This window comes from Nocardioides sp. Z13_37, from assembly GCF_058355585.1.
In genome coordinates this window covers 898,700-913,861 of sequence record NZ_JBZGDV010000002.1, presented here as the reverse complement: position 1 = coordinate 913,861, position 15,162 = coordinate 898,700, and the positions used below count along the sequence as shown (strand labels likewise).

General features: G+C 72.1%; 16 protein-coding genes and 1 tRNA gene. 5 read left to right on the top strand and 12 right to left on the bottom strand.

Features of this window, described 5'->3' with window-relative positions:
• The first annotated feature begins 28 nt into the window (after nucleotides 1-28).
• Nucleotides 29-2,125, top strand: a complete 2,097-nt coding sequence (locus tag AC4H2S_RS09385) for a SpoIIE family protein phosphatase (RefSeq protein ID WP_491496690.1) — start codon at nucleotides 29-31, stop codon at nucleotides 2,123-2,125.
• Between the two features lie 18 nt (nucleotides 2,126-2,143).
• Here AC4H2S_RS09385 and AC4H2S_RS09380 read toward each other — a convergent pair whose 3' ends face one another.
• Nucleotides 2,144-2,293, bottom strand: coding sequence for a hypothetical protein (locus AC4H2S_RS09380; RefSeq protein ID WP_491496689.1), 150 nt, complete (start codon nucleotides 2,291-2,293; stop codon nucleotides 2,144-2,146).
• A gap of 84 nt (nucleotides 2,294-2,377) precedes the next feature.
• Between AC4H2S_RS09380 and AC4H2S_RS09375 the strand changes: the two genes are divergently transcribed.
• Nucleotides 2,378-2,551 (top strand): hypothetical protein, encoded by a 174-nt coding sequence (locus AC4H2S_RS09375; protein WP_491496688.1) that lies wholly within the window; start codon nucleotides 2,378-2,380, stop codon nucleotides 2,549-2,551.
• Between the two features lie 27 nt (nucleotides 2,552-2,578).
• Here AC4H2S_RS09375 and AC4H2S_RS09370 read toward each other — a convergent pair whose 3' ends face one another.
• Complete coding sequence (locus AC4H2S_RS09370; protein ID WP_491496687.1) at nucleotides 2,579-2,749, bottom strand: hypothetical protein; 171 nt, start codon at nucleotides 2,747-2,749, stop codon at nucleotides 2,579-2,581.
• 111 nt (nucleotides 2,750-2,860) lie between these two features.
• Here AC4H2S_RS09370 and AC4H2S_RS09365 point away from each other — a divergent pair, with 111 nt between their 5' ends.
• On the top strand, nucleotides 2,861-3,550 hold the full coding sequence (locus AC4H2S_RS09365) for an NUDIX hydrolase (RefSeq protein WP_491496686.1): 690 nt from the start codon (nucleotides 2,861-2,863) through the stop codon (nucleotides 3,548-3,550).
• 144 nt (nucleotides 3,551-3,694) lie between these two features.
• Here the strand turns inward: AC4H2S_RS09365 and AC4H2S_RS09360 are convergent.
• Nucleotides 3,695-3,766: transfer RNA gene (locus AC4H2S_RS09360), tRNA-Val, on the bottom strand.
• A gap of 48 nt (nucleotides 3,767-3,814) precedes the next feature.
• On the bottom strand, nucleotides 3,815-4,321 hold the full coding sequence (locus tag AC4H2S_RS09355) for a PGPGW domain-containing protein (protein ID WP_491496685.1): 507 nt from the start codon (nucleotides 4,319-4,321) through the stop codon (nucleotides 3,815-3,817).
• A 207-nt stretch (nucleotides 4,322-4,528) separates the two neighbouring features.
• On the opposite strand from AC4H2S_RS09355, the gene AC4H2S_RS09350 reads away from it, so the two are divergent.
• On the top strand, nucleotides 4,529-4,972 hold the full coding sequence (locus AC4H2S_RS09350) for an SsgA family sporulation/cell division regulator (protein WP_491496684.1): 444 nt from the start codon (nucleotides 4,529-4,531) through the stop codon (nucleotides 4,970-4,972).
• A 14-nt stretch (nucleotides 4,973-4,986) separates the two neighbouring features.
• Here the strand turns inward: AC4H2S_RS09350 and AC4H2S_RS09345 are convergent, their stop codons facing one another.
• The 8 genes from AC4H2S_RS09345 to priA all read right to left on the bottom strand — a co-directional run bounded on the left by AC4H2S_RS09345 (nucleotide 4,987) and on the right by priA (nucleotide 13,452).
• Nucleotides 4,987-6,801, bottom strand: a complete 1,815-nt coding sequence (locus tag AC4H2S_RS09345; RefSeq protein WP_491496683.1) for an ABC transporter ATP-binding protein — start codon at nucleotides 6,799-6,801, stop codon at nucleotides 4,987-4,989.
• Nucleotides 6,798-8,684: an ABC transporter ATP-binding protein gene (locus tag AC4H2S_RS09340; RefSeq protein ID WP_491496682.1), complete on the bottom strand. Its 1,887-nt coding sequence runs from the start codon at nucleotides 8,682-8,684 to the stop codon at nucleotides 6,798-6,800. The genes AC4H2S_RS09345 and AC4H2S_RS09340 overlap by 4 nt, the downstream gene beginning before the upstream one ends.
• Nucleotides 8,685-8,813: 129 nt before the next feature.
• Complete coding sequence (locus tag AC4H2S_RS09335) at nucleotides 8,814-9,554, bottom strand: amino acid ABC transporter ATP-binding protein (protein ID WP_491496681.1); 741 nt, start codon at nucleotides 9,552-9,554, stop codon at nucleotides 8,814-8,816.
• 82 nt (nucleotides 9,555-9,636) lie between these two features.
• Nucleotides 9,637-10,512, bottom strand: coding sequence for an amino acid ABC transporter permease (locus tag AC4H2S_RS09330; protein ID WP_491496680.1), 876 nt, complete (start codon nucleotides 10,510-10,512; stop codon nucleotides 9,637-9,639).
• Nucleotides 10,512-11,435 carry an ABC transporter substrate-binding protein gene (locus AC4H2S_RS09325; RefSeq protein WP_491496679.1) on the bottom strand — a complete coding sequence of 308 codons (924 nt, stop codon included), beginning with the start codon at nucleotides 11,433-11,435 and terminating at the stop codon, nucleotides 10,512-10,514. Before AC4H2S_RS09325 ends, AC4H2S_RS09330 begins: the two co-directional genes overlap by 1 nt.
• Nucleotides 11,436-11,444: 9 nt before the next feature.
• Nucleotides 11,445-12,236, bottom strand: a complete 792-nt coding sequence (hisF, locus tag AC4H2S_RS09320) for an imidazole glycerol phosphate synthase subunit HisF (protein ID WP_491496678.1) — start codon at nucleotides 12,234-12,236, stop codon at nucleotides 11,445-11,447.
• The gene (locus tag AC4H2S_RS09315; protein WP_491496677.1) at nucleotides 12,233-12,706 is read right to left on the bottom strand and encodes an NUDIX hydrolase; all 474 of its coding nucleotides are present in this window, start codon (nucleotides 12,704-12,706) and stop codon (nucleotides 12,233-12,235) included. The genes hisF and AC4H2S_RS09315 overlap by 4 nt, the downstream gene beginning before the upstream one ends.
• Nucleotides 12,706-13,452, bottom strand: a complete 747-nt coding sequence (gene priA / locus AC4H2S_RS09310; protein WP_491496676.1) for a bifunctional 1-(5-phosphoribosyl)-5-((5-phosphoribosylamino)methylideneamino)imidazole-4-carboxamide isomerase/phosphoribosylanthranilate isomerase PriA — start codon at nucleotides 13,450-13,452, stop codon at nucleotides 12,706-12,708. The genes AC4H2S_RS09315 and priA overlap by 1 nt, the downstream gene beginning before the upstream one ends.
• Before the next feature lie 302 nt (nucleotides 13,453-13,754).
• Here priA and AC4H2S_RS09305 point away from each other — a divergent pair, with 302 nt between their 5' ends.
• Nucleotides 13,755-15,101: a DUF222 domain-containing protein gene (locus AC4H2S_RS09305; protein ID WP_491496675.1), complete on the top strand. Its 1,347-nt coding sequence runs from the start codon at nucleotides 13,755-13,757 to the stop codon at nucleotides 15,099-15,101.
• Nucleotides 15,102-15,162 lie beyond the last annotated feature (61 nt).

Here is a 15,162-nt window from a genome sequence, read left to right as displayed (position 1 = left end):
GGGCCACCAGCTGGCGTGAGAAGGGCCTGTGATCGACGACCACTTCCCGGCGCCCCCGACCCGGACCCCCCTCGACGCCGAGAGCGACCGCCTCGCGTGGCGGCTCGCCGTGGACGCCGCCGGCGTCGGCGTCTTCGTGTGGGACCTGGTCACCGGTGAGCTGCAGTGGGACGAGCGGATGCTCGAGCTCTTCGGCCTCGACGAGGACAGCTTCGGCGGCACCATCGAGGCGTTCAACCACCGCCTGCACCCCGACGACGTCGGCCGCGTCTCCGACGCCCTCCAGCGCGCCATCGCCACCTGCGGCGACTACGCCGCGGAGTACCGCGTGGTGCTCCCTAACGGCAGCCTCCGGTGGATCGAGGCGCGCGGCCATGCCTTCGCCGACGAACCCGACGGGCTGCCGGTGCGGCTGGTCGGGGCGTCGTACGACACGACCGATGCGCGCGAGGGTGACGCGCGGGTGGGGCGCGTGCTGGAGTCGATGCCCTCGGCGTTCTTCCAGCTCGACCGCGACTGGCGCTTCGTCTACGTCAACTCCGAGGCCGAGCGGCTGCTGGGCGCGAGCCGCCTGCACCTGATCGGCACCACGATCTGGGAGGCGTTCCCCTCCTCGGTCGGCAGCAGCTTCGAGACGCACTACCGCGGCGCGGTCGAGTCGGGCGAGCCGGCGACCTTCGAGGCCTACCACCCCGCACCGCTGCGCGCCTGGTACGAGGTCCGGGCGTGGCCCTCGCCCGAAGGCCTCGCCGTCTACTTCGTCGACATCACCGCGCGTCGCGAGGCACGCGACGAGCTCGACCGCTCCGCCCACCGGCTCGCGCTGCTGGCCTCGGTCTCCGAGGCGCTCACGGCCACGCTCGACCCCACCGAGGGAGTCAGCAGGCTCGCCACCCAGCTGGTGCCCGAGCTGGCCGACTGGTGCCTGGTCACCCTGGTCGAGGACCCCCACGCCACCGACTGGCGACGCGGGCTGCGCGACGTCGGCTGGTCGCACCGCGACCCCGGGATGGAGCAGACGCTGCGCGACTACGCCGGGAGGCGGCTGCGGGCGATGACCGACGCGTCCTACCTCGCCACGGCGATCCGCGAGATGACGCCCGTGCTGATGGCGTCCTCGGCCACCGAGGCCGTCTCCGCGGTCCTCGAGCCCGGCGTGGCCCGCGACCTGCTGCGCGAGCTCGCGCCGTTCTCAGCGGTCGTGGTGCCGCTGCGGGCCCGCGGGCGCACGGTCGGCGTGGTGAGCGCGTTCCGCGGCATCCACCGCACGGCCTTCGCCGCGCAGGACGTGCCCCTCCTCGCGGACATCGGCGCCCGCGCGGCGCTGGCACTGGACAACGCCCGCCTCTACGAGTCGCAGCGTCACGTCGCCGAGGCGCTGCAGCGCAGCATCCTGACCGCGCCGCCCCGGCGCGAGGGACTGCAGGTGGTCACCCGCTACACGCCCGCCGGCGACGTGGCTCGCATCGGTGGCGACTGGTACGACGCGTTCCTCCAGGGCGACGCGAGCGACGGGGCACAGGACGTGGTCGTCGTGGTCGGCGACGTGGTGGGCCACGACGTCGAGGCAGCCGCCGCGATGGGGCAGGTCCGCGGGCTGCTGCGCGGCATCGCCGTGCACAGCGGCGACGCGCCCGCCGCGATCCTGTCCGGGCTGGACACCGTGATGGAGTCCCTGCAGCTCGAGACGACGGCCACCGCCGTGGTGGCCCGCTTCGAGCAGGCGCCGGCCACCCGCGGCCGGGCCGGACGCGCGCTGCTGCGCTGGTCGCACGCCGGGCACCCGCCGGGCCTGCTGGTCGACCCCGACGGGACGGTGACCCGGCTGGTGGACGCAGACGCCAACGACCTGCTGCTCGGCTTCGACCCCGCGGCCGACCGGCACGAGGGGACCGTGGCCCTGCAGCCCGGGGCGACGCTGGTCCTCTACACCGACGGCCTCGTCGAGCGACGTGACCGCGACATCGACGACGGCATCGAGGCGCTCATGCGGCTGCTGGCCGAGATGTCCCCCACCACGTCCGACCTCGACGAGCTGTGCGATCGGCTGCTGGGCGCCATGGCGAGCGACGAGCAGGAGGACGACGTCGCCCTGCTGGTCGTCCGGTGGGCACCCGAAGGCTGAGGTCGCGTCCGCGTCGGGTCAGGAGTTGTAACGCACCAGGGTGATCACGACGAAGATCGCCGCGATCAGCGCGATCACGCCGATCACGGCCAGGATCGGTGTCACCTTGGGTCGTGGGCCGGGTGCATTGAGGGGCTGGTTGGTCGTCGGGCGCTCGCGATCGTCCATGGTCCAGCCGTACCCACTCCTCCACCAGCCATGCCGCGACCGTGCGTGACGCGCGGCCGTCGCCGGTCGGCGTACGGTGCGAGGATGGCCAACTTCACCGTGATCTTCTCCGACGACCAGTCCGTCGACTACACCGAAGGGACGTGGACGGTGGGCGAGCACAGCGGCGTCCTCACCGTGCACCAGCACGACGGCACGACCGCCGTGCACTCCCCGTCCGCGTGGCGCACCGTGAAGCACGAGACCCCCCGCGCCTGACCGTCTCGGTGCGGCAGTCGGGACGAGTCAGTCGTCGCGCAGCGCTCGGTGCTGGTCGACGTTCCGCCCCGCGTCGGGGTCCGGGACCGGATCCGTGTCGACGCTGGCGACCGTCTCGTCGAGCCGCACGCCAGGTGAGAGGGTCCGGTAGTCGGGCACGACCTTCTCGTCGCCGGGACCATCGTGGCGTCGTTCCATGTGCCGACCCTAGTCGAGCGACGCGTGATCCGCTGCCCGACGGAGCGATGTCCTCCGGCACGAGAATCGCCGTGCGCGGGCCTGTCGGCCCCCGCCGCTAGCGTCCCGCCCATGACCGCCCCTATCGCGATCTCGCTGGCTGCACTCGTGCGCGACGGCTACGTGCTCCTGGTGCATCGCCACCCCTCACGTCGGCGGTATCCGGACTGCTGGGACCTCGCCGGCGGGCACGTCGAGCCGGGCGAGCAGCCTCACGAGGCCGTCACGCGGGAGTGTCTCGAAGAGCTCGGGGTCCACGTCCACGACCCCCGCCCCATCCCGATGACCGTCAGCGACCCCGCCCTCGACGTGCACGCGTTCCTCGTCACGCGCTGGCGCACCCGTCAACGCCGCCCCCCTGGAGCACGACGACCTTCGCTGGTTCCGGCCGAGCGAGCTCGCCGACCTGACGCTCGCCCACCCAGGCAGCCTGTCGAGCATCCTGCACGCCATCGACGTCGCGGCCGAGCAGCTGTGAGCGCGGACGCTTCGCAGCGGGGAGGCGTGAGTCCTCGGGCCGCTGGGCGTGCGGTGCCCCCCACCGCGTGGGACGACCCGCTCGCGGAGCCGGTCGGGCACCTCGTAGGCATGGGAAGCCGGGCGGTGAGGTCGACGACCGGCCTGATCGTGACCCTGGTGCCGGGAGTCGGCGCACCAGCCCTTGACCTGACCGAGCAGCACCAGCCGCTGCCCCTCCTCCGCCCGAGCAGCGCCACTAGGACAGTCTCGTCCCCGCTGGGACACCCGGATCCGACTGGTTGAGCGGGGACGTGACCGCTCGAGGACGCCCGGACGGCCCGAACCCTGCGCCGCGACCGGGGCGGCGACACGCGGGTCGCACGGGGCCACACAGCAACAGCCCCCGACCCCGCAAGTTCCGCGGGTCAGGGGCTGCCGTGTACTCGGTGGGCGATACTGGGTTCGAACCAGTGACCTCTTCGGTGTGAACGAAGCGCGCTACCACTGCGCCAATCGCCCGAGCTCGCCAGAACGTTATCCCATCCGGTGCGCGGACCCGGAATCGGGTCAGGAACCGGCACCGACGCCGGCGCGGTCGTCGTCCGGCTTGCGGCGCGCTCGGACCTCGCGGCGCAGCTCGTCGGCCTTCTCCGGGTGCCCGTGGAAGCGCCGGTAGCTGTAGACGATCAGCCCGATCGCGATGAAGGCGGAGGCCACCTGGGTCACGCCGGTCCAGATGCCGCCGGGCAGCCACCACGTCTCCGAGACCGGCCACCACTCGGGTGCGGGCGGCTTGACGATCCACAGCACGCCGCACGCCGCGAGCAGCAGGGCTCCGCAGCAGGACGCGATGATGCGCGGCCAGGTCTCGACGCTCTCAGCGGCGCCGATCATCGCCCGCAGCCGGACCGGCTCGAGGTGCCGCTCGGCCCACGCGTACTGCTGGGACAGCAACGCCAGCCCGGCGAAGATCCCGAGCAGTCCCGGGCCGGGCAGGAAGATGGCTGCCACGCCGAGGACCAGCAGCGTCCACCCGAGCGTCTCGAGTGCGACGCGCTTGGCTGCCCGTGTCATGAGGAGAAATCTACCGGGCCGACCCAGCGGTCCTGCGGGAGGTGAAACCACTGGTTACCGTCAAGTTCGCCACGAGCCATCATCAAGATCCGGTCTGGACCGGTTTGGGTCATATTTTCCCGTTTTGCATCACGAGCCCCTTGCGATGACGTCTCATGGGCACGCAACCCGGGGAAACCCTCGCCCCGGAGACCACAAGGAGTCTCGATGAACATCTCCGGAAGCGGACACAGCGGACACACCCTGTCCGACGTCGCGTTGGACATCACCGTCGAGTGCATCGACGATCGCGGTATCCGCCACGAGATCGACACCGTGCTCAGCTACGCCGGCTCCGACCCCTTCGCCGTCGCGATGACCTTCGTCACCTCCGACGGCAACCTCGTGTGGACCTTCGGCCGTGACCTGCTGATCCGCGGCACCGAGTCGCCCGCCGGGGACGGCGACGTCCACGTCTCCCCCGCCGTCGGCCTCAGCGGCCGCGCCATGGTGTCCATCGAGCTCAGCTCCCCCGACGGCCACCTCGTGCTGCTGGCCCGCGCCTCGGACGTGCTGGACTTCCTCGCCCGCACGGTCGCCGTCGTCGCGCCCGGCGCCGAGTCGGACTCCTTCGACGCCGACCTGCTCATCAGCCAGCTGCTCGCGTCCTGACGGACCGCCCCGGGCTACACCCGGGCGTGCTGGGCGATCCAGCTCGCGTGCAGGCCCGCGTAGACGCTGCCTGCCTGGGTGACCAGCTCACGGTGCGGCCCGCGCTGCACCACACGGCCCTTGTCGACCACGATCACCTCGTCGGCGCTCTCCGCGGTGGAGAGCCGGTGGGCGATCGTCACCGAGGTGCGTGACTGCATCAGCCGCTCCAGGGCGCGCCCGATCTGCATCTCGAGGGCCGGGTCGACCGCGCTCGTCGCCTCGTCGAGCACCAGCAGGTCGGGGTCGGCGAGGTGGGCGCGCAGCAGCGCGACGAGCTGGCGCTCGCCGGCCGACAGCGACTCGCCGCGCTGGCCGACCTGGGTGTGCAGGCCGCGCGGGAGGCCGGCCAGCCAGTCGTCGATGCCGAGCTCGACCGCCGAGGCACGGATCTCGTCCTCGGTGGCGTCGAGCTTGCCGTAGCGCACGTTGGCGGTGATGGTGTCGTCGAAGAGGAAGCCCTCCTGCGGCACGAGCACCACGCTGCGCCGCAGCGAGCGGGAATCGATGCGGCGTACGTCGATGCCGTCGAGCAGCACGGCTCCGTCGACCGGGTCCATCAGGCGGGTGAGCAGCTTGGCGAAGGTGGACTTGCCCGAGCCGGTCTCGCCCACGATCGCCACCCGCGTGCCGGCGGCGATGGCGAGGTCGACGTCGCGGAGCACCGGAGGACCGCCGGGGTAGGCGAAGCTCACGTCGGCGAACCGCACGTCGATCGGGCCGCGCGGCAGCACCTCGCCCTCGTCGCCCGGGTCGACCAGGTCGGCCGGGGTCTCCAGGATGCCCAGCACCCGGCGCCAGCTGGCGATGGCGTTCTGGGCGTCGGTGAGGATCTGGGTGCCCATCTGCACCGGGCCGACGAACAGCGTCACCAGGAACGCGAACGCGAGCACCTTGCCGGGCGTGATGTCGCCGGCGAAGCCGAGGAGCACGCCGATCACGATCACGCCGGCGTTGGCCAGGCCGGCCGACAGCCCGCCCAGCGAGAACGACGTGACGGTGTAGGTCTGGGCGTGCGTGTAGGCGTCCTGCCAGTCCTTGATGGCGGTGTCGATGCGCGCCTGGGTGCGGTCCTCGACGCCGTAGGAGCGGACCACCGCGGCCCCGACGACCGGCTCGGAGATGGCACCGAGCAGCACGCCCACCTGGTGGCGCACGACGGTGTAGGCGGCGGACAGCTTCTTCTGGAACCAGCGGATCGACAAGAAGAGGGGCGCGAACGCCAGCCAGACGACCAGCGCGAGCTGCCAGCTGTAGACCACCATCAGCACGGTCGCCACCAGCATCTGTCCGATGCTGACCACGAAGATGAGCCCGCCGAAGACCAGGAACTGGCTCACCTGGTCGACGTCGCTGGTCACTCTCGAGACGAGGGCGCCGCGGCGCTCGGTGTTCTGCGTCAGGAGCGGGAGGTCGTGGACGTGGCGGAACGCCTTGGTGCGCAGCGTCGCCAGACCCCTCTCGGAGGTGGTGAAGAGACGGCTCGTCATCTTGTAGGACGCCCAGCTCGTCGCGAGGATCGCGATGGCGGCCAGCACGCCCATCCACACGACGAAACCGAGGCGCGGCCCGCCGGGGCCGTTGAGACCACGGTCGAGGGTCTGCTGCACGGCGATCGGCACGACGATCTGCCCGCACGAGGCGACGACGGCGTAGACCAGGGTGCGGCCCAGCCCCTCGCGCAGCTCGGGCGAGTACTTCATGCCCAGGCGGATGGTGGCGAGGGCGCCGATGTCGGCACCGCTGTCCATCTGGGTGCCGGCCGTGGCCGGAGCGGTCGTGGTGCTCATCGCGTGGTCCCCTCGACGTGGTCGGGACCGGCCGCGGCGCCGGGCGCCGCCCCCGGTGCGGTCTCGGGTGCGGTCTCGGGTGCGGTCTCGTAGGCGTTGACGAGGTGGGCGTAGGCAGGGCTGGTGGCGAGCAGCTCGGCGTGGGTGCCGCGCCCGACGATCCGTCCGTCGTCCAGGTGCACGACCTCGTCCGCCAGCGAGATCGTGGCCTTGCGGTAGGCCACCACGACCAGGGAGGCAGCCGCTGCGTCAGCCGATCCATCGTCGTCGCCGGCGGAACGGTCGTCGCGCAGCGAGGCGAGGATGCGTGCCTCGACCTCGGGGTCGACCGCGGAGGTGGCGTCGTCGAGGATCAGCAGCCGCGGGCGGCGTACGAGGGCGCGGGCGAGGGAGAGTCGCTGCCGCTGGCCGCCGGACAGCGAGGTGCCGCGCTCGCCGAGCCGGGTGTCGAGCCCTTCGGGCAGGGCGGCGACGAAGCCGTCGGCCTGCGCGGTGCGCAGCGCCGCCCACACCTCGGCGTCCGGCACGTCGGCGCCGAGCGTGACGTTGCCGCGGACCGTGTCGTCGAACATGAACGCCGTCTGCGGGACGAGCGCGACGTCGCGCGGCAGCTCACCCTTGCGCAGGCCGCGCAGGTCGTGCCCGTCGAGGCGGATCCGCCCGGCGTCGGGGTCGACCAGGCGGGTCATCAGGCTGGTCAGGGTGCTCTTGCCGGACGCGGTGGCGCCGACGACGGCGACGATGCGTCCGGGCCGGACGTCGAAGTCGACGCCGCGCAGCAGCGGCGCGTCGGCGTCGTAGGAGTAGTGGAGGTCCTCGACCTCGAGCAGCGCCCCGCCGGTGGCGTCCCTGGGCAGCTCGTCGGAGCCGAACGCCATGCTGCCGGTCGCGTCGAGCACCGTCCTGGCGCGGCGGTAGCCCACGACCGAGCGGGGGAACTCGCCGAGCAGCCAGCCGATCGCGCGGATCGGGAAGGACACGATGGTCAGCAGGTAGGCGACGGTGACCACGTCGCCGGGGTCGGTGGCCCCGCTGGAGACCCGGGAGACGCCGACGGCCAGCACGACGAGCACGCCGAGGCTGGGCAGGCTGGCCAGGGTCGGGTCGAAGAGGGCCCGGATGCGCCCGGCCCGGATGTTGGTGTCGCGCAGCTCCTCGGCCTTGGCGCGGAAGCGGTCGGTCTCCTCGACCTCGCGGCCGAGCGTCTTGACGACCATCGCGCCGTCGAAGGACTCGTGCGCGATCTCGCTGACCTCGGCCCGCAGGCCCTGGGCGCGGGTCATCAGCGGCGAGGAGTAGTGCTGGTAGAGCAGGTTGGCCACGACCACGGCCGGGAAGACCAGCAGGCCGACCAGCGCCATGACGACGTCGGCGACGAACATCTGCACCACGGCGATGACCATCATCACGATCGTGCCCAGCGCCATCGGCAGGGGCATGATCGGCGCCCACGCCGCCTCGACGTCGGAGTAGGCGTTGGAGAGCAGCTGCCCGGTGGGGTGTCGCTGGTGCCACTCCATCGGCAGCGAGAGGTACTGGCGGGTGACGCCGCGGCGGGTGTGCGACTGCATCCGGTAGTACATGATGCCGCCGCCGAGGCGGCGCGCGACGATGCCGACCGCGCGCAGGATCGCGACCGCCATGAACAGCGCGACCACCCACAGCAGCATGTCGGTGCCGATCTCGCCGGTGTCGAAGGCGGGGATCAGGACGTGCTCGGTGGCCCAGCCGAGCACCCAGGCGTCGGCGACGGTGAGCACGCCGAACAGCACCGCTCCCAGCGTCGCGACCGTGAACACCTTGGGCTCGCGCTTGACGCCGACCCACAGGACCCGGAAGCCGTCGAGAGTGGTGGTGCCCCGCAGCTTCGCGTCCTCGCCCACAGGTGTCGCCCGCCTCCTCGTCGTGATCCGCGTCTCGCGGGTCGGTTGCTGGACGCAACCGACCAACCTGGCAAGGCTATTCCTCGCCACCGACAGCGAACGAATCAGGACGCCGCCGCGGGCCCGGGCTCAGGAGGCCCGGATGCGCGACAGGAAGGCGCGGGTGCGCTCCTGCTGCGGGTCGCCGAGCACGTGCTCGGGGATCCCTCGCTCGTGGATGTGCCCGTCGTGCAGGAAGCACACCTGGTCGGCGACGTCGCGGGCGAAGCCCATCTCGTGGGTGTTGAGCAGCATCGTCACGCCCTCGGCCTTGAGCTCGGTGAGCAGGTCCAGGACCTCGCCGACCAGCTCGGGGTCGAGCGCGCTGGTCACCTCGTCGAGGAGCATCAGGCGGGGATTGGCCACGAGGGCGCGGGCGATGGCCACGCGCTGTTGCTGGCCCCCCGACAGGTCGTCGGGGCGGGCCGTCGCCTTCTCGGCCAGACCGACGCGCTCGAGCATCGCCAGACCGCGCGACCTGGCCTCCTCGGCGCCCACCCCGTGCACCAGCCGCAGCGCCAGGGTGACGTTGCCGACGACGTCGAGGTGCGGGAAGAGGTTGTAGGCCTGGAAGACCATCCCCATCCGCGAGCGGACCTTGTCGCCGTCGACCCGCGGGTCGGTGATGTCGCGGCCGTCGAAGGTGATCACGCCGTCGTCGACGACCTCGAGGAGGTTGACGCAGCGCAGCAGGGTGGACTTGCCGGAGCCGGACGCGCCGATCAGCACGACGCACTCGCCGGGCTCGACGGTCAGGTCGACGTCGCGGAGCACCACGTGGTCGCCGAAGGACTTGCGGACGCCGGCGAGGCGCAGGAGCTCGGTGTGCATGTGGTCGCTCTCTGTGGTCACGGGGTCCCCGCGGCGTTGTTCGGAGGAGCGAAGCGGAGGAGAAGAACGTCGTGGGGTGTTCTCACAGATGTCCTCCTGCTCCGTGGTAGCCCTTCTTGCGGGCGTAGCGGTCGGTGAGCCGTGCCATCGGGATGGTCAGGCAGCAGAACAGGACGCCCGCCACGACGTACGGCGTGTAGTTGAAGTCGAGCGCGGTCTCGATCTGCGCCCGGCGGATCGCGTCGGTCACGCCGAGCACCGCGATCAGGCCGGAGTCCTTCTGCAGCGAGACGAGGTCGTTCATCAGCGGCGGGATCACCCGGCGCCACGCCTGCGGCAGCACGACGTGGCGCAGGGTCTGGCCGTAGGTCAGCCCCATCGACCGGCCCGCCAGCCGCTGGCTGGGATGCACCGACTCGATGCCGGCGCGGAAGACCTCGGCGACGTAGGCGGAGTAGGACAGCACCAGCGCGGTGCCGCCCCAGAACAGCGGCGAGGTGGGCAGCCCCTGCAGGCTCAGGGCCGGGCCCCCGAAGCCGAGCAGGAAGATCACCAGCAGCAGCGGCAGTCCGCGGAACACGTCGACGTACGCCGTGCCGAGCAGCCGCAGCGGGAACGCGACCGGCCCGCGCAGGGTGCGCACGATCGCGACCGTCAGGCTGACGACCAGGATCAGGATCCAGCACACGACCATGACCCGGATGTTGAGCCAGAGCCCGTCGAGCACCGCGGGGAAGGACGAGACCGCCTTGTCCCAGTCGAAGTAGGTCTCGCGGACCCGCTGCCAGCCGGGCGAGCCGACGACCGCGCCGCCGATCGCGCCGAGCAGCAGCAGCGTGCTGCCCGCCGCGATCACGGCGCTGCGCAGGGTGCGGCGCCTCCGCCAGTCGTCACGCTCGCGCTGGACCGCGGAGGGAAGCCACTCCCCAGGCGCCTGGTCGGCGACCCGATCCGTCATCAGGACAGCTCGGGAGCGCCCTGCTGGGCCAGCCACTCCTGGCCGATCTGGTCGAGGACGCCGTCCTCGCGCAGGGTGTCGACGGCCGTCGAGATGCACTCGGTGAGCGGGCTGTCCTTGGCCAGGACGGCGCCGAACTGCTCCGGCTCACCCTCGGCGAGCGGCAGCTGGCCGACGATGGTGCCGTCGTCGAGCTGGACGGCCGTCATGTAGTAGGCCGTGGGCAGGTCGACGACGATGCCGTCGATCTGGCCGTTCTTGAGGGCCTGCACGGCCTGGTCGTTGGTGTCGAAGACCGCGGGGTCCTGCGACGGCTGGATCTGGTCGGTGATCGCGGTGTAGCTGGTGGTGCCGACCTGCGCGCCGAGCTTGGCGTCGGCCAGGTCGGCCAGGCTGGTGGCGCCCTCGATGGCGCTGCCCTCGTTGGTGATCACGGTCTGCACGACGTCGTAGTAGCCGGAGGAGAAGTCGACGGCCTTGCGGCGGGCCTCGGTGATCGAGACCTGGTTGATGTCGAAGTCGAACTCCTTGGGCCCGGGCTGGACCACCTTGTTGAACGGCACGGCCACCCAGGTGACCTGGTCCTCGGTGTAGCCCAGCTGCTCGGCGACGGCGTACGCCACGGCGGACTCGTAGCCCTCGCCGTTGGTCGGGTCGTTGTCGACGAACCACGGCTCGTAGGCCGGGTCGTCGGTCGCGATCGTCAGGGTGCCGTCGGTGACGGTCTCGAGGGTGTCGGGGGTGCACGCGTCGGCGGCGGTCGCGGAGTCCGCGGAGTCCTCCGACTCGGAGGAGTCCGAGGTCGCGTCGGTGGCGGTGTCGCCCTCGTCGGTCGGGGCACAGGCGGTGAGCGCGATCGTGGCGGTCGCGAGGGTGGCGATGGCGAGGTGGCGCTTCGCCACGCGCCGGGACGTCTTCAGCATGGCGGAATCCTACGACTCCGGGTGGGCCGTCCTGACCGGGTGACCCGCCATGGACAGACCGTCCTTGACGTCGCCGATGCTCAGCGTGCCGAAGTGGAAGACCGTCGCAGCGAGCACGGCGTCGGCTCCTGCCTCGACGGCCGGCGGGAAGTGCTCGACGGCCCCCGCTCCCCCGCTGGCGATGACCGGGATGCTCACCTCGCGGCGTACGGCCCTGATCAGCTCGAGGTCGAAGCCGTCGGTGGTCCCGTCGGCGTCCATCGCGTTGAGCAGGATCTCGCCCGCGCCCAGCTCGGCGGCGCGCACGGCCCACTCGATGGCGTCCAGCCCCGAGCTCTGACGACCGCCGTGGGTGGTCACCTCGAAGCCGCTGGAGGTCCGGACGGCGTCGCCGGTCGTGCGGCGTGCGTCGACGCTCAGGACGAGCACCTGGTTGCCGAAGCGGTCGGCGATCTCGGCGACCAGCTCCGGGCGACGGATGGCAGCGGTGTTGACCGCGACCTTGTCGGCGCCCGCCCGCAGGAGGCGGTCGACGTCGGCGACGCTGCCGACGCCGCCCCCGACGGTGAGCGGGATGAAGACCTCCTCGGCACACCGGCTGACCACCTCCATGGTGGTGGCCCGGCCCTCGTGCGAGGCGGAGATGTCGAGGAAGGTCAGCTCGTCGGCGCCCTCGGCGTCGTAGAGGCGCGCCAGCTCGACGGGGTCGCCGGCGTCGCGCAGCTCGGTGAAGTTGACGCCCTTCACCACCCGACCGCCGTCGACGTCGAGGCACGGGATGACACGGATCGCGAGGCTCATGGTCGCGCCTCCCCCGCCGTGCGGGCCGCGTGGGCAGCCAGGGCGACGTCCACGATGTCGGCGCGGGGCTGTCCCTCGAGGTCGGACAGCGGCACCCACGCGGCGTGGTCGGTCGAGCCGCCCACCTCGGTGGTGCCGAGCACCCCTCCGGTGATCGTGGCGTCGAAGACGAAGCGCTGCGCGCGGAACCAGCCGTCGAAGGTCCGGCCGCGACCGGTGAAGAAGTGCTCCACCAGGAGCGGGCCGGGCTCGACGTGGTGCCCGGTCTCCTCGTAGACCTCGCGCACGAGGCCGTCGAGGACCGCCTCGTCGAACTCGATGCCGCCACCCGGCAGCGACCACTGCGGGTCGCTGTGGCCCTCGCCGTTCCACCACGTCAGCAGCACCCGTTGCTGCCCGTCGACCTCGCCGCTCTCGTCGATGAGGAGCGCGTAGGCCGCCAGGCGGGTGTGGTAGTCGGTGAACTCCATCAGCTGCCCTTCGTCAGGACGAGCGCGTCCTCGAGGGTGAAGCGGCCCTCGTAGAGGGCGGTGCCGGCGATGGCACCCTCCACGCCCTCGTCGACGAGACCCATCAGGGCGCGGATGTCGTCGAGCGTGGTGACGCCGCCGCTCGCCACGACCGGCCGGTCGGTGGCGGCGCAGACGTCGCGCAGCAGCTGGAGGTTGGGGCCCTGGAGCATGCCGTCCTTGTTGACGTCGGTGACGACGTAGCGCGCGCACCCCTCGGCGTCGAGGCGGGCCAGCGTCTCGTAGAGGTCGCCGCCCTCGCGCGTCCAGCCGCGGGCGGCGAGCGTCGTGCCGCGTACGTCGAGGCCGACGGCGACCCGGTCGCCGTAGGTCGCGATCGCCCGGGCGCACCACTCGGGCTGCTCGAGCGCCGCCGTGCCGATGTTGACGCGTCGGCAGCCGGCGGCCATCGCGGCCTCGAGCGACTCGTCGTCGCGGATGCCGCCGCTCATCTCGACGTTGATGTCGAGGGTGCCGACGATGCGCGCCTGCAGCTCGCGGTTGTGGCCGTGCCCGAAGGCCGCGTCGAGGTCGACGAGGTGGATCCACTCCGCGCCGGCCTCCTGCCAGCGCAACGCCGCCTCGATCGGGTCGCCGAAGCGCTTCTCCGACCCGTCCACGCCCTGCACCAGCTGGACGGCCTGACCGCCCTTGATGTCGACGGCGGGCAGGAGCTCGAGGTAGGGCTGCTCGGGGGTGCTGGGCATGGGTCGATCCTAGGAGCGCCGTCCTCCCCCGCGCGCCGGTGGTGCGGTCGCGAGACGGCGGGCTCGTGGTCGGGCCCGTCCCGTGCGGCCGTCGGCGGGGCGGCGCGGCGACGACGACCGCCCGCGCCGCCGGCAGCAGCCATCCGCCCCACGTGACGATGCCGGACGAGAGCACCAGACCGACCACGCTTCCCGGCGCGGGCAGGCGGCGTCCCGCCGGAAGAATCGGCCCGGGAACGGCGCGACCTGCGGCTGTGGTTCGGTCGCGGCCACCGTCGGACCCCACGGCTAGAATCGAACACATGATCGAAGCGTTGGCGGGGCGGGGAACAGGTGGGGACGAGGACCTCACCGCCTCCGATCTGCTCGCTCTCGCGCGTGAGCAGAAGACAGCAGAAGAGCGGGCCGCGGCCGCGTTGCTCGTCACGGCGGCCCAGTGGGCCGACCTGCACCCGCCGGAGTCGATCCACTCCGCCGCGACGTTCACGGTGGCGGGGTGTGAGCACGAGGAGCCCATCGCGGGCGAGGGCACGCCGCTGGTGGCGGAGTTCTGCGTCGCCGAGCTCGGCTCGGTGCTCGGCATCTCGACGGTCTCGGCGAAGAAGCTCATCGGCCACGCACTCGAGCTGCGCCACCGCCTCCCCCGGCTGTGGGCTCAGGTCCACTCCGGGCGGGTGCCGGCATGGCGGGCCCGTGCGGTCGCCGAAGCGACGATCCACACCACCCCGTCGTTGACGCGTGAGGCGGCGGCGTACGTGGACGCGCAGGTGGCCGCCGTCGCCGGGCGGATCGGTCCGGCGCAGCTCGACCGGCTCGTCGCCGAGACCATCAAGCGCTACGACCTCGCCGCGCCCGACCCGGCCTCCGATCCGGAGGACGGCTACCTCTACGTCGACCCCCGCCACGCCACCCTCCACGACCAGGAGGTCCACTTCGCGGGCACGATGTGGTTCGAGGCAGAGCTCGACATGGCCGACGCCCTCGACCTCGACCGCGCGCTCGCCCACGGCGCCGCCACCCTCGCAGCGCTCGGCTCCGTGGAGTCGTTGGACGCGCGCCGTTCCGTGGCGCTCGGTGACCTCGCGCGGACGCAGACGGCGCTCGACCTCCACCACCAAGGCGCCACCGCGACCACGCGCACCGAGGACGGGCTGCCGGTCGCCCGCGAGGTCGTGCTGCACGCCCACGTCGACGCCACGTTCTCCGGTGACGCCACCGTCTTCGGTCCCACCGGCCAGCTGGAGGAGGGCCAGCGGCTGGTGCTGCTCGACCAGATCAAGGACTGGTGTGCCGACTCGCGCACCAAGATCACCATCAAGCCGGTCATCGACCTCAACACCCACCTGCACACCCCTGCCTACGCGATCCCCGACCGGCTCCGCGACCAGGTCGTCCTTCGAGACCGCCGCCTGCGTCTTCCCGTGGTGCACCCGCCCCGCCCGCGGCTGCGACATCGACCACGTCATCGCCTACGACCACGACGCCGCCGCCGAGGGCAGACCACAGCCCGGGCCGACCCAGACATCCAACCTCGCCGCGTTGTGCCGGTCCCACCATCGCCTCAAGACCCACACCGCCTGGCACTATCGGCCGACCGGTCCCGGTGCGTACGAGTGGACCTCACCGCACGGCCACCACTACCGCCGTGACCAGACCGGCACGCGCTCACTCGACCCACCCGCGTCGGGTCCGCCGGGCAACCCCCGACCT